We start from the raw sequence: 26,208 nt of genomic DNA on the forward strand, positions 1-26,208 counted from the left end.
ACTATGCGTTAACGCGTTTACCTAAAGTAGCCAGCCGACTGGCCCCCGTCACTGCGGGCAGGTTGGCTGGTTTGTTATTGTCAAAACACCATCCTAGCCAAGCAAATGCCATTGCCTCAACGTGTTGAGGCGCGACACCGTATTGGGCACTGTCTGCCAATGTCACCTTGTCGGGTAGGCACTGAGCGATGCGCTCCAGTAAAAACGAATTAAACGCACCGCCACCGCATACAATGAGCTGAGTAGGACTCTCGGGTAACCATTGAAAGCTATCCACAGCACTTTTAGCGGTTAATTCTAGTAACGTGCGTTGCACATCTTGTGGGCGATATGGCTCATCTATAAAGCGCTCCAACCAAGCTAAATTGAAATGCTCCCGACCACTGCTCTTAGGTGGAGAGTTTTGAAAGAATGGATCATTGAGTAGAGCTTCTAACAGCTTGACCTGTAATGTGCCTTGTTGCGCCCATCGACCTTGCTGATCAAACCGTTTCCCTTGGTGACGTTCGATCCACTGATCGAGCAGGGTGTTGGCTGGGCCTGTATCAAAACCAAGCGCGATGCCCTTTTGAGTATCTAAATAGCTGATATTAGCAATACCACCAAGGTTCAGTATTGCAATAGGGGCTCGATGAGTGTTTGTAAAAATAAACTGATGAAAAGCCGGTACTAACGGTGCACCTTGACCACCAAGTGCGAGATCACGGGCACGAAAATCAAAAATAACCGGTAGGCCTACTTGAACTGATAACCAATCGGCATCATTGAGCTGAATGCTATAGCCGACCTGTCCGCTGTGCTTTGGAGGAGCATGCCAAAGCGTTTGACCATGGCTGGCAACGGCTGAAATTGCTTGCTTTTCGACTTTAGCCTTCTCGATCAGTTGCAACGTAGCGTCAGCACATAACGCTGCGTATTCGCGAGCAAGGTATTGATAATCGGTAACGGATAGATCAGGACGACAGGCGTTTTCGAGCCGTTGCTTTAGCTCGTTTGGAATGGAAACTGCGTGTGCATCAATAAATTGAACTCTATCGGGTTTGATGTCACATAGCACTGCATCAACAGCGTCCATGCTGGTGCCGGACATCAAACCAATATACAAGCTCATCAGCGCATTGCCAGATAGATTCGCTTGTTGTCGTTGAGTACCGCAACGAGTTGTTGGGCGTGTGCTCTAAATGCTGGCAGCTCCGACTCTGAAAGCGATTTAGCTTTTGGCAACTCCACGGTACGTGGATTACGGTGTACGCCATTAACTAAGAATTCATAATGTAAATGAGCACCCGTCACACGACCTGTAGAACCCACTCGACCTATAATCTGCCCCTGTGAAACGCGGTCGCCCGTTTTGACATGTTTACGACTCAAGTGAAGATACTTAGTAACGTAACGCTCACCATGCTGAATAAACACATAGTTACCATTGAGTGAGTTATAGCTTGCCTTTATTACGCGACCGTCACCGGCGGACATGACCGGCGTCCCAACCGCCGCTACATAGTCGGTCCCATTATGAGGACGTACTCGACCCGTGACGGGATGCAGTCGACGCGGATTAAAGTTTGAGCTCACGTATGTGAAGTTGACCGGTGAACGCAAGAAAGTTTTGCGCATCGCACGACCTTCCGGTGTGTAATAACGACCATTTTCCGCGTTCAATACAGCTTGAAAAACTTCGCCCTGATTAACAAACTCGGCCGCTAGAATTTTGCCATAACCAACAAACTCACCGTCGACGAATTCGCGCTCGAATAATACGCTGAACTCATCTCCTTTACGGAGATCGAGTGCAAAGTCGATATCCCAACCAAAAATATTCGCGACGCTCATGATCTGGTTATCGGTCATTCCCGCGTTCATCGCAGCGCTCCAGAAGCTGCTATCGATGACAGCATGAGCAAACTCCGTACGCGTCTCTACTTCGCGCGTTTCGATCTCAGATACAAAGTCTTCGTTCTGGCGTGTGATAATTAAGGTTTGCAAACCGCTAATATGATGAACCAATTGCACGAGCTCGTCGTTGCTATCGGTTGCAATGCGGAGCTCATCGCCGGGATGCATATTGCGTAATTTTTTCGCCTCGCTACCCGAATGCGTTACGCGATAAAGTTGCTGTGCGGAAAAGCCCAGCGTATCAAATATCTTAGCTAAACTATCGCCACTTTTAACCACGTAGGTTTGCCAGAAAAGTTCAGGCTGTTGATTATCGACTTGTTGCTCGGGCTCAAAAACGAGATCAAGCTGATAGCGTTGACCCGGCAAAAGCTGCTCTGGCTTTGTGCTATTTTTAGAAGCAGTTGCTTGTTCGGTTGGCACGAACAGCAACAAGAATAACAGCGCACTCACAGAGCTGATTAGCACTCTATGGGAGCGAGGTAAATCAACGATAAACTGTTTGATTTTATGTACTGCTTGGACATTCATTTGGTTGCGCACTTCGTTATTTGTTTAAACTTCGCTCAAGGCGATTTTCTTGAGGATAATATGAAAAATTCAAGAATACCAGTATTAAAGAGGTTAAAACAGGGCTATAAATGGCGTAAACTAACACTTTTACACTTTATTCACGACGTAGGAGATTGGCTCAATGACCCCTCAGGTGGCCGAAGCAATAGCAGAAATTACACGCGGTGCCGATGAAGTCCTTATCGAGAGTGAACTTGCTGACAAGCTAGAGCAGGGTAAACCTCTGATTATCAAGGCAGGCTTTGATCCGACCGCACCGGATCTTCATTTAGGCCACACGGTCTTAATTAATAAGCTGCGTGTATTTCAGGATTATGGCCATAAGGTGGTTTTCCTCATTGGTGACTTCACCGGGATGATTGGTGATCCGACGGGCAAAAACGTTACGCGTAAACCGTTAACGCGAGAGGATGTTCTGGCAAACGCGGAAACTTACAAAGAGCAAGTTTTTAAAATTCTCGATCCGACGAAAACAGAAATTCGCTTTAATTCAGAGTGGATGAATAATCTCGGCGCCGATGGCATGATCAAGCTAGCAGCGCGCCAGACTGTGGCCCGTATGTTAGAGCGAGATGATTTCAAGAAGCGCTATCAGGCCAATCAGTCTATCGCGATCCATGAGTTTTTGTATCCTCTTGTGCAAGGATGGGATTCTGTCGAACTTAAGGCCGATGTTGAAATGGGGGGTACCGATCAGCGTTTTAACTTGTTGATGGGACGCGAGCTTCAGAAAGAAGAAGGACAGCGCCCTCAAACGGTCATCATGATGCCTTTACTCGAAGGGCTCGACGGCGTTCAGAAAATGTCGAAGTCATTGAATAACTATATTGGTATTACTGAGCCCGCTAATGAGATGTTCGGCAAGGTCATGTCGATATCAGATGAACTGATGTGGCGTTACTTTGAGTTATTGAGCTTCCGTCCGTTGGAACAAGTCGAAGACTTTAAACAGCAAGTCGCTAATGGTGAAAACCCGCGTAATATCAAAGTTCTTCTAGCTAAGGAAATCATTGCGCGCTTCCATGATGAAGAAGCAGCAGATAAGGCGGAGCAGGACTTTATCCAGCGGTTCCAGAAAAATGCGATACCGGATGATATCAAAGAAGTTGAGGTCACCGTTGGAGACGATGGTATCGCCATTGGCAACGCCTTGAAGGAGGCGGGGCTGGTATCGTCAACGTCTGATGCGATGCGTATGATTAAACAGTCGGCCGTCAAGCGGGATGGTGAGAAAATCACTGACACGAAACTGATGTGCACAAAAGAAGATTCAGGCGTATATCAAGTCGGCAAGCGCAAATTTGCTAAAATTATCTTTGTTTAATTCGCGATGGCGATAAAAAAAAGGCTTGCCCACTGGGCAAGCCTTTTTTGGATAATCACCTAATTTAAACGGTGAAGCTCTTAATTGAGTCTTGTAATTCATCTGCCAACTTGGCAACTTCATTGGATGCCTGCGCTGTTTGTTTCGAACCCGACGCGGTTTGTTCTGCAATGGATACGATGGCTTCCAGACGCTCACTGATATCATGCGCCGTACGGCTTTGCTCTTGCGCTGCACTGGCAATGTGAGTGCTGCTATCCGCCGCTTGATGCACTGACTCGGTGATTGCATTGAGTGCTGAAGCGGCCTCGTCGGTCTGCTGTACACTTTGCTCCGCCTGTGCCCGACCGCGCTCCATCACTTCGACAGCACGTTGAGAGTCGGTTTGCAGAGATTCGATCATACTTTGAATTTCTTCAGTCGACTCTTGAGTTCGACTCGCCAACGTGCGCACCTCGTCGGCAACGACTGCAAATCCGCGTCCTTGCTCACCCGCACGCGCTGCTTCAATAGCCGCGTTGAGCGCTAATAGGTTGGTTTGGTCAGCAATACCGCGGATCACATCCAAAATACCGCCGATATTTTTACTGTTTTCAGAAAGCTGATTGATGACCGAAGAGGCACCTTCTATTTCTTTCGCGAGCTGTTCAATTGTAGCGCGGTTCTGTTCTGAAATACCGCGTACTCGTTTAGCTTCTTGGTCGGAATGTTGGATTTCAGCTAACGCTTGGTCGGCGCCACTTGCCATTTCACTCGCCGTGCTATTCATTTCTTGAGTTGCTGTTGCAACTTGCTCGATTTGACTGCGTTGTTCTTCAATCGCGTGTGTGGTTTGATCCGAGACGCTTGAGGACTCTTCCGCTGCCGTTGCCAACTGTGTTGCTCGATTCGCAATACCTTCGATCAGTTTACGCAGGTTGTCGGTTAGCTTATTGGTATTCTCAGCGAGCGTACCAAACTCATCTTGCGAATCATATGCAACACGCTCAGTAAGATTTCCCTCGGCCATAATATTGAGCATGTGGTTTACTTTGCCGAGCGGGTTGCTGATGCTTCGGACGGTTACCCACGATATCACGACGGCAAGCGCAATAGATACAATAGTTAAAATGCTATTTATCCAGCTTGAGGTCGAGATGGATGACTCAACATTAGTGCGTGTTTCGTCAGCGATGCTACGCACAGCAGCTTGTAGTTCATTTGCTAACTCAATCAACCCATCCAATTCTTGTTTCGATTGAGCTAACGTTTGTTGTTCGACATCACGTGTTTTCAAACGCGCGACAATGTTATCTGGGTAAGACCCCGCGCCTTGCAAATTGCTCAGAGCACCGCGAATAAGAGTAAGTCCGTCATTGACCAATTTTTCGTTATCACTCGTTACCGCAGACTCCAAGCTGTCTAAACGTGGGCGCAGTGAATCGATATTGATTCCGATCTCGCTCTGAATTACTTCTGCGCGATCAATTGCATCTGCTTTACTTAAATCGTACATCAGTGTTACTAACGACGATAAAGATGATTCTATGGAGCGTGCTAGCTGTTTAACCTCAGGCACACCTGACATGTCTGAGGTATCAAGCATCATGATTGATGCGTCATCAATATTAAATGCGATGTCGTCTAACTGAGCTTTTGCCGTTTGCTCTAGCTCTAAATATTTGCGTTGCTGTGCGAATAGATTGTCTATCGAGTCGACATACTTATTGGCATCGGTTTCTAGTCGCTCAACGAGCTTCGAATAACCTTCGCCTCGAATTAAGTTCATGGTTTGATCAAGCGAATTCGAAAACTGTTGTCTTGTGCTGGAGAAGCTTTGAGTGTGGCTTTGGAGCTGATCTAATGACTCATCGTAATACGTTTCACTTTGCAGAGCGCCGAGCTGCAATACGTCGACTTTAAGACCCGCTACGCTTTCTAGGGCAGGAACTGCCTTATCATTTAAACGTTCAACCGATGAGCCTATACTGTTAATGTTAAACAGTGAGCTCAAACTGATCACAAGCAAAAGCAAAGTAATCAGTGCGAAGCCACCAATAACTCGCATTGCAACAGTCATTTTCATAAGATAGTCCTCAGCATCGCTACAACTACAGTTGGGACAGAGCAGGCTGTGTAAAGTATTTCGCTTCCTCTAAATGAAAAAGCGTCATGTGTTGACCCCAAACACAACCTGTGTCTAAACCAATATATTTCGTATTTTGAGTTTCTCCCATGAGTGCCGCCCAGTGTCCGAAAACAATGCGGTCATTACTATGGGACAATTCAAACCAGGGTTTCCACTGAGCGTCCGTGTCTATTCGTGGATGGTTTTTTCGGTGAAAGTCCAGCTCACCGGTTTTGCTACAAAAACGCATGCGCGTAAACGCATTGATTATAAATCGGTATCGGTCAAATCCACTAAGACTTGAGCGCCAATTGCTAGGTTGATTAGAAAACATATGGTTTACAAACCGCGGCATGTCATCACTGGTTAGTAACTGTTCAACTTCGTTTGCATGCTCAGCCGCCTGCTGAGTTGACCAAAGCGGATAGACGCCAGCATGGCATAACAACGTGTTGTGGTGCTTGAAATGATGTAGTAATGGTTGCTGACGGATCCAGTCGATATAATCAAGTCGTCTAGACGATGAAATAACAGCCTCTAATTTGTCCTTTGGATTCACTTCGCGCGCACCCAACAGGATAGCTAATAAATTCAGATCATGATTGCCAAGTACCGTGTTTACAGAAGAGCCGCTATTAAGGAAGAAATCTATCGAAGCTTTTGAGTCAGGCCCTCGCGCAACGATATCACCAACGCACCACAGTGAGTCCGATTTATGGGAAAAGCCTACCTGATTCAGTAGCTCCATAAGTTCGGAATAACAGCCTTGGATATCACCAACTATATATGTCGCCATCGATCTAATGAATAATATTGGGAATGGCTAAACGAAATGAGGGAATTGGCACCTTAAACTGTTCACCTTGCTCAGAAAACATTAAGTAATGACCCTCCATCATGCCGACTGGAGTCGCAATAACAGTACCGCTGGTATAACTAAATGACTTTCCTGGCGCAATCGTTGGCTGCTGGCCAATGACCCCTTCACCAGCGACGCGGGTGATTTTGCCTTCAGCATCAGTAATACGCCACTCTCGACTTTTAAGTGTCACGTCTTGGGCGGCGTTATTACTAATTTTTATGGTATACGAAAACACATATTGGCCCTGATTAGGGTTAGATTGAGCCGCAATATATTGCGTAGAAACTTCGATATGGACTTGTGTTTTTACCGTCATAAGGACTTCTGATTATCCGTCAGCCAATCCGATATTCTACAATAGTCAGCAACTGTGAGTGTTTCTGGGCGAGCACTCGGGTTAATGCCTAGTGCCTCTAATTGCGTATCATCAATGAGCTTTTTAAGGTTGTTTCTAATTGTTTTACGTCTTTGATTAAAAGCTGTCAAACATAACGACTGCAATTGTTGAACATCCTTTACAGGCGTTGGGCTCTTCACGTAGGGTCGCAAACGCACAACAGCTGATTCAACTTTAGGCGGTGGAGTAAATGCTTCAGGTGGCACATCCAATACTTTTTGAACCTCGCAGCGTTGTTGCACACTCACGCTGATACGACCATATGTTTTACTGCCAGGCTCAGCTGTTAATCGATCAACCACTTCCTTTTGTAACATGAAGTGCATATCCTCGACATAATCGCTGAACTTTAACAAATGAAAAATGAGAGGTGTCGAAATATTATAAGGTAGATTACCAAACACGCGTAGTTTTTGCTCAGGAGAGGCGAACGCTTTAAAGTCGATTTTCATGGCATCGCCACGAATGACGTCCAAATGCTGACTCAAAAACGGATGGGTCTCTAAGCGGTCGGCGAGATCTCTGTCTAACTCTACAACGTGAAGTTGCTGGCACCTTTCTGCCACTGGCTCGGTTAATGCTGCTAGGCCTGGTCCTATCTCAACTAAATTTTCACCCGGCTGTGGATGAATCGCATCGACAATTGATTCGATAATGTGTTCATCATTTAGAAAGTTTTGACCAAATCGCTTTCGCGCTCGGTGACCTAAGTGAGTTTTGCTCATAATTTTGAGTTATTTACCATATCAATTGCTGTCTTTATGGCGAGTTGACAGCTACCTGAGTTAATCGCTGGACTGCCTGCCATATCCAATGCCGTACCATGGTCGACTGATGTTCGAATATAAGGTAATCCGAGTGTAATATTCACCGCTTTGCCAAAGCCTTTATATTTTAACACAGGTAGACCTTGATCGTGGTACATCGCAACGACAGCTGACGCCGACTCCAAGTACTTGGGCTGAAAGACTGTATCAGCAGGGTAAGGGCCAGACACCGTCATTCCCCTAGTTTGTAAGGACCTTATTACGGGCGCAATAATTGCTTCTTCCTCATGCCCGAGATGACCTCCCTCGCCCGCATGCGGATTCAATCCGCAAACTAATATGTTGGGTTGCTCCTCTCCAAATTTTTGTCGCAAATCCGCGTCCAAGATCGTGATAATCTTTTCTAGACGTTCAGGTGTAATCGCTTTTGATACGTAAGCAAGCGGAATGTGAGTGGTTACTAACGCAACGCGTAATCCTTCTGTTGCCAGCATCATTACAACATCAGGACAGTCTGCTTTATTCGCAAAAAACTCGGTATGACCAGAGAAAGCGACACCTGCTTCGTTAATAATACCTTTGTGTACAGGCCCGGTAACGATAGCGTCAAACTCTCCGCTTAAATTACCATCCGAGGCAATGGATAGGGTCTCAACAACGTATTGACCGTTAGCAACGTTCAGCGCTCCAGCAATTGCGGTTTCAGCAAGGGGAACGTGTTTTATAAGCAACTGACCTGGTTGCATTGGCGACTGAGGGCGGGCGCCCTCATAGGGAATGAGTTCAAGTGGCAGGTTGAGTTCCGTGGCTCGTTGTTTGAGTAAGCCTGCATCCGCAATGGCAACAATATCTGCTTGCCAATGCTGTTGTGCCATCATAACGGCTAAATCGGGACCTACCCCGGCGGGCTCGCCGGGGGTAAAAGCGAGTAATGGTCGCATTTTACTTGGCTACGACGCGAACATAAGCACGATCGCGCATTTCTTGTCGCCACGTGTCCACTTCTTCTCGATACTTGCGCGAGAATAGCATTTGGTATGCCTTGTCGCGTTTACTTTCCTGCGTGGCATTGAGCGTGCGGCGATCAGTTACCTCTACAATATGCCAGCCAAATTGGGTGCGGAAAGGTTCGCTGATCACACCTTTTTCCAACGTACTGACGCGTTGTTTGAATTCTTCGGCATACCGATCTGGACGTGACCAACCTAAGTCCCCTCCGCGTGATGCGGACCCTGGATCAGCGGAGTGCTCTTTCGCCAATTCGGCAAATGTTTTTTCACCACTTAAGATTTGCTCACGAAACTGAGCAAGCATTTCTTTGGCTTTGTTATCCGATAAAATCACTGATGGCTTAATAAGAATATGTCGCGCTTTGACTTCCTGTACTTCGACGACTTGCTCGCCTCGCTTATCTGCGACTTGTAAAATATGAAAGCCCACGCCGCTGCGGATAGGGCCAATAATTTCACCTTTTGATTTACCTTTTACGACCTCTGCGAACAATGTCGGCATGGAATTCTCAGTCATCCAGCCAAGATCACCGCCGTCTAGCGCATTTGAGCCTGACGATGAACGAATAGCAAGTTGCGAAAAGTCTTCACCTTCCTCGAGGCGATCGATGACGGCTTGCGCTCGACGTTTGGCCGCTTCCTGCTTTTCATTCGGTGCGTCAGAGTCAACACCAATCAAAATTTGGCGTAAACGGTACTCTGTAGGTGAAGCGTCATTTTGCTCAATCAAGTTGACTAAATTCTCTACTTCTTGTGGCGTGACAGAAACACGTCTCTGAACAGCGGCTCGCTCAACTTGGCTCGTGATTATCTCAGTTTTAATCTGCTCGCGAAATGCCGGCCAGCTTTGCCCAGAGTTAATTGTATTCTCGCGCAGCTCGTCGACACTCATGCCGCGATCCTGCGCTATCCTCGAGATTGCTTGGTCAAGCTGAGCTTCCGATACCTCAATACCCATGCGTTCCGCCATCTGCAGCTGAAGCTCCTGCTGGATCAAGCGTTCGGTCGCTTGCGTGCGTAGCACCTTGTCTGATGGTGCATTAGCCGATGAGAAGTTTTCGGATTGTTTTACTTGTTTTATAAGCTGCTCAATTTGGCTTTCTAAAATAACGCCATCGTCGACAATAACTGCCACGCGGTCCAGCACTTGTTGTGCATGCGCCACCGTTGCGGTTATGCACATCATCAACGCGATACTGACTGATGTGCTGAATTTAACTAACTGTTTCATTATTTGTACCACTAGTTACTTAAGTAAAAAGGTCGTCTGTAGCCGTAAATGCTTTTCTCTAACATTTCGATCAGACTGCTTCCGTCGCTTGAAAGGCCGCTGATGATAAACTGTAAGCTAACACCGTTGTCAAATTCGGGTGCCGCAAACGTGCTTTGCATCATACCAGCGTTTGCCGCTCCAGCCATAGCAGGCTCTAAATTCAGGTTGATTCGACGGTACGCACTTACACGTAGCGCCCAACAACAACTGCTGTACTGCACCCCAAGAATGGCATCATTGGTGCGGCGATTTACCAAATCATAGTAAATGTTAGCAGCGACCTGCCATTGGTTATTAATTTCCCAAACCGCTTGCGCGCCGACTTGTTCAATATCGCTATTTAAAATATTGGTTGCTTTACGATGATTCACTTGAAGCAAGTTTTTATTGTCAAAGCGATATTCTAAAGCGGTCTGACTCTTTCGTGTTTGATTTAGTTCCGTATCGTATTGTAACGCGCTCTTGATACTCCAATGAGGGGTAATCGCCCATGTTAAGTCGGCAACCCATTCTGTATTGCTGGATGTCCGCGAGGTATTTTGCTGCAATAGCTCGGTCCGACTTTTATCAAAATAATAAATTTGGCCAAACGCAAAGCGCAACAGTTCACGCTCGCGCTTATCAAAAATGCTTGTTGTGGCACCATAGGTTATTTGATTCGCTTCTGCAATGCGGTCTAAACCGGAATAGCGCTGGGCGCGGAACAGGCCGTAATAATCGTCTTGCATCAGCGATGTATCATAGATGCCGATATTAGACTGGTCTTTGTAAGGGACGTAGAGGTATTGAAGTTGTGGTACCAATGTTTGGCGGTATGCGTCAACGCCGTCGCCGTCAAAAAAGCGCTCTAGGTGCAGGCGACCTCTTAAGCGAGCTCTTGGCAACGCGCGCGACACGGACTCTTCGAGCTCAGGGCTTGTCCCTTGTTGACGATAGTGCGTATATAAATAAGTGATTTCAGCTTCACCATCGTAAGCAGGCGCTTCGAGCGCGTAACTTAAGCTGGGTTGAAGGTGGGCGCGTGTCGCGTATACGTTTGAATCGTCTTGGCTTTGAAAGTAGGTGAGTTCGCTTTCGATCGCCCAGTTAAAGCCCGTGTATGCACCTTCATCGTAACGCATTGAAATTTGTGGCAGTGTTCTAAACGGGCTTTGATATTGCCCTAATAGTTCGTAGTCTTCAGCACGGATGCGTGCAAAAAAGTTATCCTTTAAATAATCAACTTGCGCCACACGGTACAAGTGGGTGTCTGCTCGCCCCGCAAAATCACTACCAAAATCATTGAGATAGTTGTCATCACTGATTTGCGTTGCGTCCACATAGGCGCGCCAGTGCTCGCCGAGTTGCGCTTGCTGATCAATATGCCATAAATAGCGATCGGCGTTATCGAGTCGAAGTGAGTCGCTTTGAAGGTACTCAAGATTGATTTGACCACCATAGCTATCGGTTAGAAAGCGGTACTCTGTTTTTAACATTGTCCCGCGCTTACTAATGTATACGGGAGCAAGCGTTGCATCCATATTCGGCGCAATATTAAAGTAATAAGGGACTTCTACCTCAAGGCCACTGACAGATGAGGTATCAATGGTCGGATAAAGAAACCCTGTTTTACGTTTATCGTTAACTGGAAACGTAAAATACGGTAAATAAATAACGGGGATATCGAACAACTCAACTTTAGCGCCCCATGCCTCACCAAAGTCTTCTGATTGACTGATTTCGATTCGATCAGCAGTCAGTTTCCAAGCCGGATCTGTCGTTGGACAGGTCGTGAAACTTGAAGAAAACAGATTGACGTGCTGCTCAGATAAACGCAGTAGCTGGGCTTCGCCACGCGCTTGTGTGGTTTTCATTCGATATTCAGTATCGCGTAATTCGGCGGTTGCTGAAACGCCATTATAATTAAACGATTGACCTTTGACTTGAATATAACCGTCAGAAAACAGAACGCCTTGATTCGCATCGATGGTTTGTTTTTCTTGATTGATCCGTGCAGACTCAGTGAGAAGCCATTGACCATCCTGACGGATACTCACGTTACCAGAGAATAACGCTTCGCCATTGTTGCTGACATTGGAGTTATCAGAGTGGACTAATATGCTACCAGGGAGTTGTGCAGAAACGTCGAAGTCGGGTTCTTCGAAACGCCACTGATTATAGCGGGCTGAGCACACATTAGTAAGCTCCTGCTGAGCAGAAACTGACGCGCTGAGTAAGGTAAATAAGACAGCGGACGTTTTGGCAACTTTGTAACGCAATGGCAAGATACTAATCCGTTTTGAGTTGTTAATTAATGATTAGAGACAAGCTTGGTATAATAAAGCAAATCTGCGTATTCTGCTATTTTAGTACGCATAAATAGAGATTAAATTTGCCAAATAATGGCACACAGAGGGGGCATTTTGGAAGATTCTCGTGAGATTGGTCTGGCAGCATGGTGTGAGGCGCAGACGGGGTATCCTCAAACGCAACTGGAAGTGGTTTCTGGTGATGCGAGTTTTAGGCGCTACTTTCGAGCTTCAGATGGTCAACGTAGCTTAATTGCTGTTGATTGCCCACCCGATAAAGAAGATATGCGCCCTTTTCTTCTCGTAGCGGACGCTTATCAAGCGGCAAATATTCCCGTGCCGCTGGTATTGAACGTTGATTTGAAGCAGGGATACATGTTGCAGACAGACTTGGGCCACACGGTACTATTGTCGAAACTCCAAGCGCAAAACGCACGCCAATACTATGATCAAGCGCTTTCGATTTTGCCACGAGTTATGGGTGTGACGGCAACAGCGGAAGGCGATTTACCCCGCTTTGACCGAGCATTGTTAGATCGCGAACTGGCATTGTTTAAAGATTGGTTGTTGATGCAGCACCTCGATCTTGACTGGGATGATCGCGACGACGAACTATGGTCTGAATTCTGCGAGCTGATAGTGAGTAATGCATTTGCTCAGCCACAGGTTGGTGTGCACCGAGATTATCACTCCCGCAACTTGATGGTGACGCCTAAAGGGCTTGGTGTTATCGACTTTCAAGATGCGGTTATCGGGCCGATTACCTATGACGCGGTCTCGCTACTGAGAGATTGTTACATTGAGTGGCCTGATGACTTAGTCGATGAGCTATCTCAACGGTTACGGAGCCAACTGCAGGAGGATGGGCTACTAAGTGCAGATGTTGAGCCAGAACAGTGGCAACGCTGGTTCGACTGGATGGGACTTCAGCGGCATACGAAAGCCGCAGGAATTTTTGCCCGACTAGCGCACCGTGATGATAAAACCGGTTACTTGAAAGACGTGCCTCGTACATTAGGCTATCTGAGTAAAGTCAGTGCACGTTATCCGGAATTAAGTAACTACCACCAATGGCTGACCCAACGTATTATACCCAAATGGGAAAACTCATGAGAGCGATGATACTGGCCGCAGGTCGCGGAAAGCGTATGCAACCTCTGACTAATTTGACCCCAAAACCACTTTTAACCGTCGCGGGCAAACCTTTGATCGAATACATCATTGAAAAGTTGGTGGGGGCTGGGGTCTCGCAAATTGTGATTAATCATGCTTGGTTAGGGGGGCAAATTGAGTCTCAGCTTGGCGATGGCTCACGTTGGGGCGTGAAGATTATTTATTCTCCCGAACCTGACGGTGGGTTAGAAACAGCGGGCGGCATCATTAATGCTCTACCGATGCTGGGAACAGCGCCTTTTTGGGTCATTAATGGCGATATTTTTATCTCATCCGACTTAACAGACTTGCCAACTCAACTTGAGACGAACGACTTGGCTCACCTATTACTCGTCGATAACCCTGAACATAATCTAAGTGGCGACTTTGCCTTGCAAGATGGCCGGGTAATAGCCCAGTCTCCCGAGCAGACTGGACTTACGTTCGCCGGCATTGGCTTATATGACCCCGCATTTTTTGCCGGTTACGGCGATGGGTATAGGCCATTAAAGCCCTTGCTGCTCGATGCCATTAATCAGAGCAAAGTGGCGGGGAGTCTCCTAAAAGGTGCCTGGACGGATGTGGGAACGCCAACGCGTTTGAGTCAGTTAAATCAAGAAGTAGAGGAAACATAATGATTTGGGGAAAGGTGATTGGTGCGCTAGCGGGCTATCTGTTTTTGCGATTGCCTGGAGCTATCATCGGCGTATTAATCGGACACTGGTTTGATCGAGGAATGGCTCAGGACTTTGCCAGCCGTGGTGGTTTTGGGCAATTTATGAGTGGCAAACGTGATGCTGATAAAGATGCATTATTTTTATATACCCTGTTTGCAGTGATGGGACATCTTGCTAAAGCAAAAGGACGCGTGACCGAGCGAGATATTGCACAAGCATCGGAACTGATGGACCGATTCCGACTCGATTCTGAAGCGAGAGGAGAGGCGCAAGAGGCGTTTCGAGAAGGGAAGCAGGCGACTTTTCCACTGGAAGATACGATGAAGCGGTTTAGGGAGTCATTTTATGGCAACCGTGAGGTATTTCAGGTCTTTATGGAACAGTTGATGGCTTTGGCTCTTAATGACGGTGTACTTGATCGAGGTGAGCATGAAGTCCTTGTTAATGTTGGTAAAGCGCTGGGTTTCAGGCGGTTTCAGATTGATCAGTGGCTTGCGATGCAGAAAGCCGCATTTAGGTTTCATCAACACCGTTCGCAAGGAAACGCGGGGAGCCAACAGGCTAAGCCGTCGCGTAATGAACTTCAAGATGCATATGAAGTGTTAGGAGTGAAGCCAGAACAGTCAGATGCGGAGATTAAAAAAGCGTATCGCAAGCTGATGGCGCGCCATCATCCTGACAAGCTTGCGTCAAAAGGATTGCCGGAGCATGTGATGAAAGAAGCACAAAAACGCGCCCAGGATATCCAGTCAGCCTATGAAGCAATCAAAAAACACCGTGACATACGGTAGCTATTAAAAGCCATGGAATTTAAACCAACCTTGAATGACACTCTTTAGTTCGTTGGCGGCTTCTGGGGGACGGGTCAATAAGCTACGCGGTCGATAGCTTAATTGTTGATATTTTTGGCTAAGTGTTTCATGCATAGACCATTGCTTAACGACCCATCGGTTGGCTGAAGCTGATTTAATATCAAGTACCGGGAAGGTGAGCTTAGCGATTTTGGTGCCTAGGACTCGATTAAGTGCTGGCTGCGGCAGATACACATCCAACAAGATGACCGCATCGGGTGCGGCTGAAGGATTTTTATTGATCCAATCAATCCAGAGTGCACCACTGATTCCCTCAACAAGCCAGACAACGAAACCAGGGTGCTGGCTCACTTTTTCATTCAGTGCTTCAAGGCGCTTAAATAACGCGGCTCTATAAGGATCCAGTGCGTTATCATCGGGCTGAGTAAACTCAGAGTCAGGGGTGTGATGCGCTAACGAGGTGGGTTGGATAAGCATACTCGGTGGTGTCAGTCCCCAACTACGCCAACCCATCTTCGACGCTTCGTGATAACTGGATTTAATGAGCGAAGATTGCAAGGGGTGTAGACCCCAGTCCGGCAAGGCAACAAATTGCCCTCGTTCGAAGCTTCTTAATGGCTCAAGTTGCAGTGCTAAATACTGTACGTCTTTCTCTGTCGCGTCTTTGAGCCAGACGATCTCGTCAGGGGGGACGAAACGAGCACGATCATCCTGTCCGTGTGAAATAACAGACCAGCATATGACAAACAACAGGATGGCAACGCGCATAATATTCATGCTTTGTTATCGTCATAAGACGGAAATTCTTTAAACTTTAGCTAAAACGGGCAGGGGCTGGTGAAGGTTAGCGTTTGCTCGGTCTGAGGGTGTGTAATACGCAGTTCAAATGCATGTAGGAGCAGTCGTTCAGCCGCCTGAAAAGCGGCTGAGTGTGCATAAAACTTATCACCTAAAATAGGACAGTTTAATGCCAACATGTGCACCCGTAGCTGATGTGAACGGCCTGTGTAGGGTGATAGTTTGACAGTGCATCCCTGAGCTTGACGTTTTAGCACTCGGTAAAAGGTTTGACTGGGCTTGCCATTGAAAAAGTCGACTTGTTGCTTCGGTCGATTAGGCCAGTCGCAGCTAAGTGGTAAATCGATACAGCCATTGTCAGCGGGCAATGCTCCCCACACTTTTGCCAAGTAGGTTTTCTTTGGAGTTCGTTGTTGAAACTGTCTACTTAGGTGGCTTTGCGCGGCTTTACCAAGCGCAAACACCATCACACCCGATGTGGCCATATCTAGCCGGTGTACTAACTTGATATCAGGAAATATGCGAGCTAGGCGAGTGTAAACGGAATCTCGATGTTCGAGTAATTTCCCTGGTACGCTAAGCAGTCCTGCGGGCTTATCGACCACAACCAACGCATTATCTCGATGTATTATCTTGAGATAAGGGTTGGTTGGTGGTTGATAGTGAAGCAGTGCCATTAGTGATGATTGACCAAAATACGCACGGCAAACAACGAAAGCTGCGGTTGTTTTAGCGCTTCTAATAAGGTTTGCTGGCGCATTTTGATAGCTTCAATTTCAGATTCGCGTACGGAAGGATTGCGCTGCTGTAGTTTGGTCAGACGTTCAAGTTCCTTTCCTAAGTTTTCACTGATACGCGAACCGATAGCAGCGCTTTGTTGCTCTAACCAAGCTTCAGCAGAGCTACGCGCTACTTCTAAGTGCGACTTAGTGATATCACGCAACTGCTTTAAAATTTGCCGTGAGGTTTTTTTATCCATAAAGTCGGCTTGCTTGGTTAATGCATCGCGTGGCACTTTGCTCGTCAGTTCCCGCCCTTGACTATCAAGCAATATACGATGGTTCTGAAGCGGGAAGAACTCCTGAGCTACCGCGCTTTGGGGGGCGTTAATCTGTGCACTAAAGTCAACCTCCATGAACCAGGCGCCCTCAGGCAGCGCTTTATTATTTAGCTTAGTAACGCAGACGCTACCGAAGTCTTGCTGGGTCACTATATCCAAGGCCTCTTGCACGTGAGGGTGGTCCCAACTTAAGAATTCGATATCCTCGTAATTAAGTGCCGTGGTGCGGTCAAAGGTGATGGTCATCCCTTCTTCTTGCAGGCCTGGAATAGCCTCGACGCGCATATGCTCGCTCGGTTTAACGAACACTCGGTTTTCGTCGAGTTCTTCGATATCGATACCAAAGCGCTCCCAGAATGTAGTCATAAACTCATCCAGAGTTGATACGTCGCTGCTTTCTTCTATAGCCGCGATTACCGATTCAGCCTGTTCTGGACGGCATGCATTTAACTCTTGTAGTTTATCGCGACCCGCTTCAACCTCGGACATGAGTTGCTGATGTAACTCTGCACTCTGCTGCAGCACTTCTTTCGGAAGCGGCTGGCAGCTTAGCAAAGCCTTTTTAATCTGCTGAGAAAAGTCGTCATACATGCGGCGTCCGACGGGGTTACATTGTTCGAATGCATTCATCGTGTGATACCAAGGCAGTAAAATGCCCTCGTCGGAATCTTCGGTGTACGGCAGGTAGATCGCGATATCATGGGTTTGTCCGATACGGTCAAGGCGTCCTATCCGTTGCTCAAGTAAGTCTGGGTTTTCAGGTAAGTCGAATAATACGAGTTGATGCACAAACTGAAAGTTCCGCCCCTCGCTACCTATCTCTGAGCACAATAAAATCGGGCTGCCATTATCATCGTCGGCAAAGAACTCGGCAGCGCGGTCGCGTTCAAGTAATGACATCCCTTCGTGGAAAACGGCAGCGTTTATCCCCTCAAGCACACGCAATGCTTCAGCGAGCTCATTTACCGTTTTCGCGCCGTGGCAAATAAGCAACGTCTTGTCATCCCGGTTACCTTTTATATGGTCAATAAGCCAAGTCACACGGGGGTCGCCAAGCCACCAAGGTTCACGCATGTCATCCTCGGGCTCAGGTAGTTTAACCGGGTGAAATTGACGTGCTGGGAATCCACCGACATTTTGACGGCGGTTTCTAAACATAACCCGGCCTGTGCCGTGTTCATCAAGAAGTTCGTCGAGTTCCTCTCCTTTAAGCTCCGTCGCTTTATCTGCCAGTTCGCGATAATGAGTTTGCTCCTCCTCAAACGCGCTAAAATCGTTAAAGCGGTCTGGGTCAAGTAACTGCAAACGCTTAAAGTGTCCCTCGTTACCTTCTTGCTCAGGTGTTGCGGTTAATAACAATAAGCCTGGGATGGCTTTCGCTAGCTGAGCAAAGTGTTCATAGCCCGGTGTACTGTCATTAAGGTGATGGGCTTCGTCGACCACCAACATGTCAAATTCGGCACCCATGAGTGCGTCATGCCACTGTTCATCGTGTAGGATTTTGTTGTTGATAATCACTAATTGTTCAGTAGAAAATGGATTATCACTATCGAGTTGCGCTTCTCGGATTCTGGCTTCATCAAACACACTGAAATCAAGCGCAAATCGGCGCTTCATCTCAACAAGCCATTGGTGACGGAGGCTATCGGGTACGGCAATTAGTATACGTTGGCTACGCCCCGTGACATGCTGGCGCTTGATAATCATGCCCGCTTCGATGGTTTTTCCTAAGCCGACCTCGTCAGCGAGCATAACTCGAGGGTGGTAGCGGTTCGCCACGGTTGATGCGACGTAACACTGGTGCGCTAACAGATTCACACGTGCGCCTAGGAGACCCGCGACAGGGCTTTGTTGCCAGCGCGCTAATTGTTGTTGGCCTTGCATGCGCAGAAGATACAGATCGTGGCGATCGGCTTGCCCTGCAATAAAGCGCGTTAATGCTGGATTGGTATCAATTTGATGAGCTAACTGGGACTCTGGCACCATCACCTCTTCGCCTGAGTCTTCGCGTTCACCGAAATAGATGGCTAACCCTTGATGCTCTTTTGCTTCGGTGACGATAAAACGCCATTGATCAGCATGTGTTGCTTCTTGTCCTTCATTCAGCACAAATCGAGCGAGAGGTGCGTCGGATTTAGCGTACATTCGTGTTTCCCCTGTGCTAGGGAACATCACCGATACCTGGCGTCCATCCACGGCAGTGACTACGCCAAGGCCTAAATCTGTTTCAGTTTCGCTTAACCAACGTTGCCCTAAACTAAACTCGCTCACTTCGTCCTTCCTATGCGCTAACTTTAAAGGTCGGCAATAGTAATGGGGAGATTAGAAAAAAACAATGCGACTGTCATCCCTGTGTCACGAATTTTGGTCTAAGCTTTAATCAAACGATAACAAAAGGTGTACGCTATGACCGCAAATGTTAGTCAAACCTCCCAAGCTACTAAGTACTTCGTTTTAGATACCAATATTCTATTGCATGATCCTCTCGCTTTTCTCAGCTTCGATGAGCATAACGTCGTTATTCCTATGGTCGTGTTAGAAGAGTTAGATAATATTAAGGATCGCAATAAAGACGTGAGCCGAGATGCGCGTGTTGCGATTCGTTCATTGGAGGAGGTGTTAAAGGATGCAACACCTGAGCAGATAGTTAAAGGTGTCCCTTTGACGCAGTTAAGTGGCGACCACCAAGCGAGCGGCACGTTAGCTATTTTCCCTGACTACGAGTTGAAGCAAAGTGCGTCTGCTTTGGCGCTCAATGAAAATGACCACCGTATTATTCAAGTGGCGTTAGAACTGCAAATTAAGTTTGCGGGTAGCACGGTCACTTTGGTGACAAAAGATATCAATATGCGCCTAAAAGCCAAAGGTGCGGGCGTAAAACATGTTGAGGATTATCGCACAGACCAATTAATTGATGATATTCGTTTATTGACGAAAGGTTTCTATCAGTTTGAAGGGGACTTTTGGCAACAAGTGGGTGATGTCAGTACGTTGCAAGAGGGGCGAGATGCCTATCACACGGTTTCGCGCGAACACATGCCGCAAATTTTCTATAACGAATATTTTATCGATGAAACAGAACATTTCGCAGCTCGGGTGGACACTTTTGACGATACCTCTGTAACGCTGATGGATTTGGGATATGAGCGCTTAATGGGTTACAGCGCGTGGGGGATTCACCCTAAGAATATATATCAAGCGATGGCGATGCACGCACTGCTTGACACAAGCTTGGACATGGTCATTCTGACGGGGCCGGCGGGTAGTGGTAAGACGCTATTAGCGCTTGCTGCGGCATTAGAAATGGTGGTCGAAAAGGGGATCTACGAGAAAATTATTGTTACCCGAAACACGCCAGAGATCGCTGAGTCTATTGGCTTTTTACCGGGGACAGAAGAGGAGAAAATGGCGCCTTGGTTATCAGCTATAACGGATTCTCTTGAAGTATTGCATAAGAATGATGAGAGCATGGACTCGAGTCTCAATTACATCATGACGAAAGCGAATATCCAGTTCAAGTCATTAAACTTCATGCGTGGTCGTAGTATTCAAAATGCGGTGGTTATACTTGATGAAGCACAAAACTTAACCGCATCACAGCTAAAAACAATAATTACCCGTTGTGGTGAGAATACGAAACTGGTCGTGTCGGGCAACTTGGCGCAGATTGATAGTTATTACTTAACTGCTGTCACCTCAGGACTCACCTTTATCGTAGAGCGTTTTAAAGATTATCCAGGCAGTGCGACCATTAATCTAAACGGTGTGGTAAGAAGTAGTCTGGCAGAGTATGCAGAGGAGCATCTATAGCTTAGTTGCCTTTGATAACCGTATACTGCCCAGTGTTGACAAGAAACTGCACATCACTGGAGAGTTGGCCCGCTGGTAAAACGGCGGGCCCTGCGACATCCATGAGAACGAATTCAGTTCCGTTGTGCATCAAGGTTATATCGTTTGCTTGCTTTGCCATTTGAATGCCAAAAATTGCATGTTTTGGGAAATAAACAATGATCATTCTTGCTTCAGGAATAATCTCTTTTAGTAAGGCTAGCGTGAGGCTGACTTTACTGTCACAGTCACCTCGATTGTTGAGAAGAAGGTAATTAGGTGGCGTGAAGCCATCTCCACGACTTGATAGCTTGCTACTGAGACTGTCATAAGGAATCGACTGAACAAAATGGCCAACGTAGTTGGTGTAGCTGCGTCGACTGTTATCTTTAAGTTCGTTCCCGATAGCGACAACCAGCGTTCTGAGAAGTGATTGAGTTTTCTCGGCAATAGTAACTGCATCTGGAACGATGCCCGTTTCCCCCAATGGAAGCGACAATTTGCGATAGTAATTTGCCGATAAATAGTCTTGCCATTGCTGATTAAAAAATTGTTGTACCTTTCTCAGTTGCTGTTGGTAACGTTGTTGTAACGGTTCCGTTCGTGCTTTGCGTATTGATAATGTTAATTTCTCTTGTCGGGGGGACAGCGTCGCTTCAACACCATACCAACGTTGGCGCTGTATATACTGATTAACTTGATAATTAAGCTCACGAAGTGCGCGCTTTCGGTCGTAACTCCGAAATGTTGCAAACGGCTTTAAGAAGTCGCGTTGATTAACACTGAAACTGAGCTGCGTGAGCTTCCCGTTGGGAAGATTCCATTGGTAGGAAAGTAAAATATCGCCGTCACGGGATGTTTTCTCGAAAGCTGTTTGTTGAGCAAAAACTTTGGGGACACTGCTAACAAGCAGAGCTGTTGAGAGAACAATGACTGCACCCCAAGCGGACAGGTATGTTCTCTCATCAGATAGCTTTTTCATTAGAACTTCATTTCGGTAATTGGACTTTCTTCAAACTTTAAGTCGACTTGATACTCAACGCCGCCCGCTCTAATAAAGAAATACGTTTTGTCGCGTTTGAATAGTTCATGAAGTGAAACGACGCGCACGCCAGGACGGCGTTCAGCGTTCCAGTCGCTCATCTCCACGCCTGTGCGCGAAACTAAAATGTTTTTATAACGGTCACCAGTTACCAGTAGCAACTTTTTATTTTCGTTGCGCAATAAAATGGTGTTACCTGTGACAGAAAATGGTTCTTCGTTGCCTAGCACAGCCTTCTCCCAAGCATTCTACTTTTTAATCATCACTATAACGAATTATCCTGATTTGGCAACATGACTACAATGCACGAAGATAATCTTCAACAATGAGCAATGCCGCAGCACTGTCGACTTTGCCTTTTTCCAAGCCGCGATAGCCATCGCGTTCAAACAGCGCTTCTCGAGCGGCGGTGGACGTTAAACGTTCGTCTTGAAAGACAACGGGGACATTAAAACGACCGTGAATACGATTGCCAAACTTTTTCGCGCGTTGCGTGAGCGGTTGCTCCGTGCCATCCATATTAAGTGGTAGGCCAACGACGACACGTTCAGGCTGCCACTCTTTGAGCAGTTGTTCGACAGTACTCCAGTTTGGAATACCGTCCTGAGCTTTGAGTGCTTTTAAAATAGAGGCGGTGCCCGTTATCGACTGACCCACTGCAACGCCAATACTTTTGGTGCCAAAATCAAACCCGACAACTGTCATGCGTGACCTACATCCGGTCCGAGCTTCCAAATATCAAAACCGAGTTGCTCGGTGGCTTTTTCCCAACGTTGATTAGTCGGTGTGTTAAACAATATCTCAGGATCTGCAGGGATAGCTAACCACGAATTTTCAGCCAGCTCTTGCTCTAGCTGGCCAGCTTCCCAACCCGCATATCCGAGCGTTAGCAGAAACTGTAACGGCGCCGCGGAGGAACCCAATGCCTCTAAAATATCACGTGAGGTGGTGACCATAATCTCATCACTCAACTTGAGGCTACTGCGCCAGTTTTGTTGTGGTGGGTGAATCACAAAGCCTCGCTCCTGACCCACCGGACCGCCTTGATAGACTGGACCTTTAAGACTATCTGCGCTATCCGGATAAACAATTTCAAGTTTGTCGAGCAACGAGTTAACCGTTAGCTCTGCAGGTTGATTAATGATCAGTCCCATCGCACCGTCTTCGTTGTGTTCGCAGATATAAGTCACGCTACGACGAAACAGCGGATCATTCATACTGGGTGTAGCAATTAAAAAATGATTTTGTAAGCTTTCCATAAAGCACTCCTCACTCACGATAAGACTTATATCGGGGTTTATTCAGCAATTTCAACGACGCTGCTGCAGATCGTGCTCAATAGCTGCGAAGAGTTGCGCTGCTATATTGATGTCATAGGCGTTTTCGATCTCTCGCATACAAGTTGGACTCGTCACATTGATTTCTGTAATACGTTCACCAATGACATCGAGACCAACAAGATATAAACCTTTTTGTTTAAGTGTGGGACCGATAGCACGCGCAATGCGTTCGTCACTTTCGCTCAATGGTTGCGGACGCCCACTGCCGCCAGCCGCAAGGTTGCCGCGTGTCTCACCAGCCGAAGGAATTCGAGCTAGTGCGTAAGGCACCGGTTCGCCATTAATAATCAGAATCCGCTTATCGCCGTCCTTGATCTCTGGCAGATATTTTTGTGCCATGGCATAACGCTGACCTTTTTCGGTGAGTGTTTCGATGATGACACCTAAATTTGCACCGTCTTCGTTAACTTTAAATATCGATGCGCCACCCATCCCGTCTAACGGTTTAAGTATGACGGTACCGTGCTTCTTATGAAACGCCTTAAGTTGCTCAGCATTGGCGGACACCAAACTATCGGTAATAAATTCAGGAAACCAACTGGTATAAAGCTTTTCATTACAATCTCGCAAGCTTTGCGGGTTATTCACTACCAGCGCACCTTCAGCTTGCGCCAAATCAAATATGTGCGTTGCATAGAGGAACTGACTATCAAACGGCGGGTCTTTGCGCATCATGATTATATCAAAGTCACCGAGCGGTAGCTTCTCAACATCACCTAACTGATAAAAGTCTGTCTTTTGATCTTTGACGGTGACTTTGCGTGCCATAGCGTAAGGTCGACCTGAGTCAATGAGCAGGTCGGCCATTTCAATATAATAACTTTGGTAACCGCGCGCCTGTGCTTCGAGCAACAGTCGGAAACTGGTATCTTTTTCCGTTTTTACCTGCGCAATGGGATCCATAATCATGGCTAACTTCATGGGTATTTTCCTTATTCGTTGCTGGCGTTGAGGTCACCAAATTCATACTGGATGGCTGCTAAAGCTGTCATCGCAGCGGTTTCTGTTCGCAGAATACGTGGTCCTAAACGAATCGGTTTAAAGTGATGGTGGCGAGCGTGTTCAACTTCAATATCCGTGAAACCACCCTCTGGACCAATCATTAACTGAATGCGCTGGGCCGAGTTAGCGCCCTCAATCTGATTGAGAGGTACCTGCGCATAGGGATCTAAGGTTAACCGCAAACCGTCAAACGGCGTCTTTACAAAGTCATCGACTGATATTGCAGGAAGTACGACAGGGACATGACTGCGACCGGATTGCTCACAAGCAGAAATGACAATTTTCTGCCATTGTTGTTGTTTCTTCTCAAGTCGATCACCGTTTAATTTTACACCGCAGCGCTCGCTGAACAGCGGAGTGATGGCATTAACACCGAGTTCCACTGATTTCTGTAGGGCGAAATCCATCCTGTCTCCGCGTGAAACGACCTGACCTAGGTGAACGAATAGAGGAGACTCGGTGTTGTTGAGTTGGGCACCAGTAATTTCAACTTGCGCGCTTTTCTTGGCGACTGAAGTGAGTACCGCTGCGTAATTAAAGTCATCGTTACAAAACAACTCAAGCGCCTGACCTTCTTGCATGCGAAGCACTTTGATGGTGTGTTGAAAGGCGTCATCACTGAGCGATACGGTGCTGTTGACCGTGAGTGGCTCGGGATGAAAAATGCGTGGAACTCTCATACGACTTAATTGAATCCTTATCTATGAACAGACTTTTGGACGTCTAGAAGTAGAAATTTTTTTATTGATCGGTTAAATTACGCCGTCAGTACTAGTTATTTTAATCAAAATAAAGGAATGGTAGGCATATGTCACGTCACCTATTTACTTCTGAATCGGTTTCAGAGGGCCATCCTGATAAAATTGCGGACCAGATTTCTGATGCCGTACTGGATGCAATTTTAGCAAAAGATATCCGCGCCCGTGTGGCGTGTGAAACCTATGTCAAAACTGGCATGGTATTAGTGGGCGGGGAAATATCCACTTCAGCTTGGGTCGATATTGAAGATTTAACCCGTCAAGCCATCCGTGATGTCGGTTACACACATTCGGACATGGGTTTTGATGCCAACTCTTGCGCGGTACTAAACGCGATTGGTAAGCAGAGCCAAGATATTAATCAAGGCGTAGATCGTGAATCGCCTGAAGCGCAAGGCGCGGGTGATCAGGGTTTGATGTTTGGCTATGCATCTAATGAAACCTCGGTATTAATGCCAGCCCCCATTACCTATGCGCACCGCATTGTTCAGCGTCAGTCAGAGATGCGTAAAAATGGCACGCTCGATTGGTTACGGCCTGATGCCAAAAGCCAGCTGACGTTTGTATACGAGAATGGTAAACCGGTGGCAATTGATACGGTAGTGCTTTCGACCCAACACCGTGAAGATATTGACCAAGCCACATTGCGTGAAGCCGTGATGGAAGAGATCATTAAGCCAGTGCTACCCGAACAATGGGTTAGCCGTGATACTAAGTTCCACATTAATCCAACCGGTCGATTCGTGATTGGCGGCCCGATGGGTGACTGCGGTTTGACGGGGCGCAAAATTATTGTGGATACCTACGGTGGCATGGCGCGTCACGGTGGCGGCGCGTTCTCGGGCAAAGATCCATCGAAGGTTGACCGCAGCGCCGCATACGCGGCACGTTACGTGGCGAAAAACCTCGTTGCCGCAGGCTTGGCGGAACGCTGCGAAATTCAGGTGTCATATGCAATTGGCGTTGCTGAGCCAACATCAATCAGTATTGATACCTTTGGTACTTCGCAACACAGTGAAGAGAAGTTGATAGCGTTAGTACGCCGTCATTTTGACTTGCGTCCTTACGGTTTAATTCAGATGCTTGATCTGGAACGGCCTATTTATCGTGCTACGTCGACCTACGGGCACTTTGGGCGAGAGGAATTTCCATGGGAAAAAACTGATAAAGCCGATGCATTAAAGCAGGATATCTAATTTACGGGTGTTGAATTTTTCGCCCATAAATTTGCTTGAAGCCCCC

24 protein-coding genes are annotated in these 26,208 nt (G+C 47.0%); 6 read left to right on the forward strand and 18 right to left on the reverse strand.

Annotation, left to right across the window (positions count from 1 at the left end):
- Position 1: 1 nt before the first annotated feature.
- Both AWU56_RS01375 and AWU56_RS01380 read right to left on the reverse strand, forming a co-directional pair.
- Entirely contained in the window at positions 2 to 1,111 is a 1,110-nt protein-coding gene (locus AWU56_RS01375) for an anhydro-N-acetylmuramic acid kinase (RefSeq protein WP_286681558.1), read from the reverse strand.
- Positions 1,111 to 2,427: a peptidoglycan DD-metalloendopeptidase family protein gene (locus AWU56_RS01380; RefSeq protein ID WP_006954288.1), complete on the reverse strand. Its 1,317-nt coding sequence runs from the start codon at positions 2,425 to 2,427 to the stop codon at positions 1,111 to 1,113. The genes AWU56_RS01375 and AWU56_RS01380 overlap by 1 nt, the downstream gene beginning before the upstream one ends.
- A gap of 163 nt (positions 2,428 to 2,590) precedes the next feature.
- Between AWU56_RS01380 and tyrS the strand changes: the two genes are divergently transcribed.
- Positions 2,591 to 3,793, forward strand: coding sequence for a tyrosine--tRNA ligase (gene tyrS, locus AWU56_RS01385; protein ID WP_286681559.1), 1,203 nt, complete (start codon positions 2,591 to 2,593; stop codon positions 3,791 to 3,793).
- Positions 3,794 to 3,857: 64 nt separating this feature from the next.
- Here tyrS and AWU56_RS01390 read toward each other — a convergent pair whose 3' ends face one another.
- From AWU56_RS01390 to AWU56_RS01420, 7 genes are read right to left on the reverse strand one after another with little or no spacing between them, the layout of a single operon-like run.
- A complete protein-coding gene (locus tag AWU56_RS01390; protein ID WP_272978644.1) occupies positions 3,858 to 5,858 on the reverse strand; it encodes a methyl-accepting chemotaxis protein in 2,001 nt (666 codons plus the stop codon).
- A gap of 25 nt (positions 5,859 to 5,883) precedes the next feature.
- The gene (locus AWU56_RS01395; protein ID WP_286681560.1) at positions 5,884 to 6,696 is read right to left on the reverse strand and encodes a symmetrical bis(5'-nucleosyl)-tetraphosphatase; all 813 of its coding nucleotides are present in this window, start codon (positions 6,694 to 6,696) and stop codon (positions 5,884 to 5,886) included.
- 4 nt (positions 6,697 to 6,700) lie between these two features.
- Entirely contained in the window at positions 6,701 to 7,078 is a 378-nt protein-coding gene (apaG, locus tag AWU56_RS01400) for a Co2+/Mg2+ efflux facilitator ApaG/CorD (protein WP_006954280.1), read from the reverse strand.
- Entirely contained in the window at positions 7,075 to 7,884 is an 810-nt protein-coding gene (rsmA, locus tag AWU56_RS01405; protein WP_286681561.1) for a 16S rRNA (adenine(1518)-N(6)/adenine(1519)-N(6))-dimethyltransferase RsmA, read from the reverse strand. Before rsmA ends, apaG begins: the two co-directional genes overlap by 4 nt.
- Complete coding sequence (gene pdxA / locus AWU56_RS01410; protein WP_272978650.1) at positions 7,881 to 8,867, reverse strand: 4-hydroxythreonine-4-phosphate dehydrogenase PdxA; 987 nt, start codon at positions 8,865 to 8,867, stop codon at positions 7,881 to 7,883. Before pdxA ends, rsmA begins: the two co-directional genes overlap by 4 nt.
- Before the next feature lies 1 nt (position 8,868).
- Positions 8,869 to 10,167, reverse strand: a complete 1,299-nt coding sequence (gene surA, locus AWU56_RS01415) for a peptidylprolyl isomerase SurA (RefSeq protein ID WP_286681562.1) — start codon at positions 10,165 to 10,167, stop codon at positions 8,869 to 8,871.
- A gap of 11 nt (positions 10,168 to 10,178) precedes the next feature.
- Entirely contained in the window at positions 10,179 to 12,473 is a 2,295-nt protein-coding gene (locus tag AWU56_RS01420; protein ID WP_333809386.1) for an LPS-assembly protein LptD, read from the reverse strand.
- A 138-nt stretch (positions 12,474 to 12,611) separates the two neighbouring features.
- Here AWU56_RS01420 and AWU56_RS01425 point away from each other — a divergent pair, with 138 nt between their 5' ends.
- Genes AWU56_RS01425 through djlA form a run of 3 tightly spaced genes read left to right on the forward strand, consistent with a single transcriptional unit; the run spans position 12,612 to position 15,117 of the window.
- Positions 12,612 to 13,610, forward strand: coding sequence for an aminoglycoside phosphotransferase family protein (locus AWU56_RS01425; RefSeq protein WP_272978653.1), 999 nt, complete (start codon positions 12,612 to 12,614; stop codon positions 13,608 to 13,610).
- A complete protein-coding gene (gene murU, locus AWU56_RS01430) occupies positions 13,607 to 14,284 on the forward strand; it encodes an N-acetylmuramate alpha-1-phosphate uridylyltransferase MurU (RefSeq protein WP_286681564.1) in 678 nt (225 codons plus the stop codon). The genes AWU56_RS01425 and murU overlap by 4 nt, the downstream gene beginning before the upstream one ends.
- Positions 14,284 to 15,117 carry a co-chaperone DjlA gene (gene djlA / locus AWU56_RS01435; protein WP_006954265.1) on the forward strand — a complete coding sequence of 278 codons (834 nt, stop codon included), beginning with the start codon at positions 14,284 to 14,286 and terminating at the stop codon, positions 15,115 to 15,117. Before murU ends, djlA begins: the two co-directional genes overlap by 1 nt.
- 3 nt (positions 15,118 to 15,120) lie before the next feature.
- On the opposite strand, the gene AWU56_RS01440 is transcribed toward djlA, so the two are convergent.
- The 3 genes from AWU56_RS01440 to rapA are packed head-to-tail and all read right to left on the reverse strand — an operon-like array spanning position 15,121 to position 19,267.
- On the reverse strand, positions 15,121 to 15,915 hold the full coding sequence (locus tag AWU56_RS01440; protein ID WP_286681565.1) for a DUF3530 family protein: 795 nt from the start codon (positions 15,913 to 15,915) through the stop codon (positions 15,121 to 15,123).
- A gap of 41 nt (positions 15,916 to 15,956) precedes the next feature.
- Positions 15,957 to 16,613 (reverse strand): pseudouridine synthase, encoded by a 657-nt coding sequence (locus AWU56_RS01445; RefSeq protein WP_272978659.1) that lies wholly within the window; start codon positions 16,611 to 16,613, stop codon positions 15,957 to 15,959.
- Positions 16,613 to 19,267, reverse strand: coding sequence for an RNA polymerase-associated protein RapA (rapA, locus tag AWU56_RS01450; protein WP_286681566.1), 2,655 nt, complete (start codon positions 19,265 to 19,267; stop codon positions 16,613 to 16,615). Before rapA ends, AWU56_RS01445 begins: the two co-directional genes overlap by 1 nt.
- Before the next feature lie 135 nt (positions 19,268 to 19,402).
- Between rapA and AWU56_RS01455 the strand changes: the two genes are divergently transcribed.
- Entirely contained in the window at positions 19,403 to 20,806 is a 1,404-nt protein-coding gene (locus AWU56_RS01455; protein WP_286681567.1) for a PhoH family protein, read from the forward strand.
- Position 20,807: 1 nt separating this feature from the next.
- Here AWU56_RS01455 and AWU56_RS01460 read toward each other — a convergent pair whose 3' ends face one another.
- The 6 genes from AWU56_RS01460 to AWU56_RS01485 all read right to left on the reverse strand — a co-directional run bounded on the left by AWU56_RS01460 (position 20,808) and on the right by AWU56_RS01485 (position 24,888).
- Positions 20,808 to 21,806, reverse strand: coding sequence for a hypothetical protein (locus AWU56_RS01460; RefSeq protein WP_286681568.1), 999 nt, complete (start codon positions 21,804 to 21,806; stop codon positions 20,808 to 20,810).
- Positions 21,806 to 22,096, reverse strand: a complete 291-nt coding sequence (locus tag AWU56_RS01465; protein WP_006954259.1) for a hypothetical protein — start codon at positions 22,094 to 22,096, stop codon at positions 21,806 to 21,808. The genes AWU56_RS01460 and AWU56_RS01465 overlap by 1 nt, the downstream gene beginning before the upstream one ends.
- 67 nt (positions 22,097 to 22,163) lie before the next feature.
- A complete protein-coding gene (gene ruvX / locus AWU56_RS01470) occupies positions 22,164 to 22,571 on the reverse strand; it encodes a Holliday junction resolvase RuvX (RefSeq protein ID WP_006954258.1) in 408 nt (135 codons plus the stop codon).
- Positions 22,568 to 23,125: a YqgE/AlgH family protein gene (locus tag AWU56_RS01475; RefSeq protein ID WP_006954257.1), complete on the reverse strand. Its 558-nt coding sequence runs from the start codon at positions 23,123 to 23,125 to the stop codon at positions 22,568 to 22,570. The genes ruvX and AWU56_RS01475 overlap by 4 nt, the downstream gene beginning before the upstream one ends.
- Before the next feature lie 51 nt (positions 23,126 to 23,176).
- Complete coding sequence (gshB, locus tag AWU56_RS01480; RefSeq protein ID WP_286681569.1) at positions 23,177 to 24,127, reverse strand: glutathione synthase; 951 nt, start codon at positions 24,125 to 24,127, stop codon at positions 23,177 to 23,179.
- A gap of 11 nt (positions 24,128 to 24,138) precedes the next feature.
- Positions 24,139 to 24,888, reverse strand: coding sequence for a 16S rRNA (uracil(1498)-N(3))-methyltransferase (locus AWU56_RS01485; protein WP_286681570.1), 750 nt, complete (start codon positions 24,886 to 24,888; stop codon positions 24,139 to 24,141).
- A 128-nt stretch (positions 24,889 to 25,016) separates the two neighbouring features.
- Here AWU56_RS01485 and metK point away from each other — a divergent pair, with 128 nt between their 5' ends.
- Positions 25,017 to 26,162 (forward strand): methionine adenosyltransferase, encoded by a 1,146-nt coding sequence (metK, locus tag AWU56_RS01490; RefSeq protein WP_006954254.1) that lies wholly within the window; start codon positions 25,017 to 25,019, stop codon positions 26,160 to 26,162.
- The last annotated feature ends 46 nt before the right edge of the window (positions 26,163 to 26,208 follow it).

The sequence above is a fragment of the Idiomarina sp. T82-3 genome (assembly GCF_001577655.1).
Classification (GTDB): Bacteria; Pseudomonadota; Gammaproteobacteria; order Enterobacterales; family Alteromonadaceae; genus Idiomarina; species Idiomarina baltica.

Coding starts and splice junctions, on each gene's coding strand:
- AWU56_RS01375 (WP_286681558.1), bottom strand. CDS start 1,111: ATGAGCTTGTATATTGGTTTGATGTCCGGCACCAGCATGGACGCTGTT.
- AWU56_RS01380 (WP_006954288.1), bottom strand. CDS start 2,427: ATGAATGTCCAAGCAGTACATAAAATCAAACAGTTTATCGTTGATTTA.
- tyrS (WP_286681559.1), top strand. CDS start 2,591: ATGACCCCTCAGGTGGCCGAAGCAATAGCAGAAATTACACGCGGTGCC.
- AWU56_RS01390 (WP_272978644.1), bottom strand. CDS start 5,858: ATGAAAATGACTGTTGCAATGCGAGTTATTGGTGGCTTCGCACTGATT.
- AWU56_RS01395 (WP_286681560.1), bottom strand. CDS start 6,696: ATGGCGACATATATAGTTGGTGATATCCAAGGCTGTTATTCCGAACTT.
- apaG (WP_006954280.1), bottom strand. CDS start 7,078: ATGACGGTAAAAACACAAGTCCATATCGAAGTTTCTACGCAATATATT.
- rsmA (WP_286681561.1), bottom strand. CDS start 7,884: ATGAGCAAAACTCACTTAGGTCACCGAGCGCGAAAGCGATTTGGTCAA.
- pdxA (WP_272978650.1), bottom strand. CDS start 8,867: ATGCGACCATTACTCGCTTTTACCCCCGGCGAGCCCGCCGGGGTAGGT.
- surA (WP_286681562.1), bottom strand. CDS start 10,167: ATGAAACAGTTAGTTAAATTCAGCACATCAGTCAGTATCGCGTTGATG.
- murU (WP_286681564.1), top strand. CDS start 13,607: ATGAGAGCGATGATACTGGCCGCAGGTCGCGGAAAGCGTATGCAACCT.
- djlA (WP_006954265.1), top strand. CDS start 14,284: ATGATTTGGGGAAAGGTGATTGGTGCGCTAGCGGGCTATCTGTTTTTG.
- AWU56_RS01440 (WP_286681565.1), bottom strand. CDS start 15,915: ATGAATATTATGCGCGTTGCCATCCTGTTGTTTGTCATATGCTGGTCT.
- AWU56_RS01445 (WP_272978659.1), bottom strand. CDS start 16,613: ATGGCACTGCTTCACTATCAACCACCAACCAACCCTTATCTCAAGATA.
- AWU56_RS01455 (WP_286681567.1), top strand. CDS start 19,403: ATGACCGCAAATGTTAGTCAAACCTCCCAAGCTACTAAGTACTTCGTT.
- AWU56_RS01460 (WP_286681568.1), bottom strand. CDS start 21,806: ATGAAAAAGCTATCTGATGAGAGAACATACCTGTCCGCTTGGGGTGCA.
- ruvX (WP_006954258.1), bottom strand. CDS start 22,571: ATGACAGTTGTCGGGTTTGATTTTGGCACCAAAAGTATTGGCGTTGCA.
- AWU56_RS01475 (WP_006954257.1), bottom strand. CDS start 23,125: ATGGAAAGCTTACAAAATCATTTTTTAATTGCTACACCCAGTATGAAT.
- gshB (WP_286681569.1), bottom strand. CDS start 24,127: ATGAAGTTAGCCATGATTATGGATCCCATTGCGCAGGTAAAAACGGAA.
- AWU56_RS01485 (WP_286681570.1), bottom strand. CDS start 24,888: ATGAGAGTTCCACGCATTTTTCATCCCGAGCCACTCACGGTCAACAGC.
- metK (WP_006954254.1), top strand. CDS start 25,017: ATGTCACGTCACCTATTTACTTCTGAATCGGTTTCAGAGGGCCATCCT.